The organism is Yokenella regensburgei ATCC 49455 (genome assembly GCF_000735455.1).
Taxonomy (GTDB): Bacteria; Pseudomonadota; Gammaproteobacteria; order Enterobacterales; family Enterobacteriaceae; genus Yokenella; species Yokenella regensburgei.
In genome coordinates this window covers 1-259 of record NZ_JMPS01000100.1, presented here as the reverse complement: position 1 = coordinate 259, position 259 = coordinate 1, and the positions used below count along the sequence as shown (strand labels likewise).

Here is a 259-nt window from a genome sequence, read left to right as displayed (position 1 = left end):
GGACGACATCAAGCGACAAATCGACGGGATGGCGGCCGCAAAGCTGAACGTACTGCACTGGCACCTGACCGACGACCAGGGCTGGCGCTTTGCCTCCACGCGCTATCCTAAGCTGCAGCAAAAGGCCAGCGACGGACTCTATTACACTCCGGCACAGATGAAAGAGATTGTGCGCTATGCCGCCGCGCGGGGTATCCGGGTGGTACCGGAAATCGACATGCCGGGCCACGCTTCCGCTATTGCAGTGGCCTACCCGGAG

At 61.4% G+C, this 259-nt stretch carries 1 protein-coding gene; it reads left to right on the top strand.

The annotated features are described in order from the left end of the window. Positions 1-259 (top strand): family 20 glycosylhydrolase (locus tag GYRE_RS23115; RefSeq protein WP_156102671.1); only part of this gene is annotated, 259 nt, incomplete at both ends.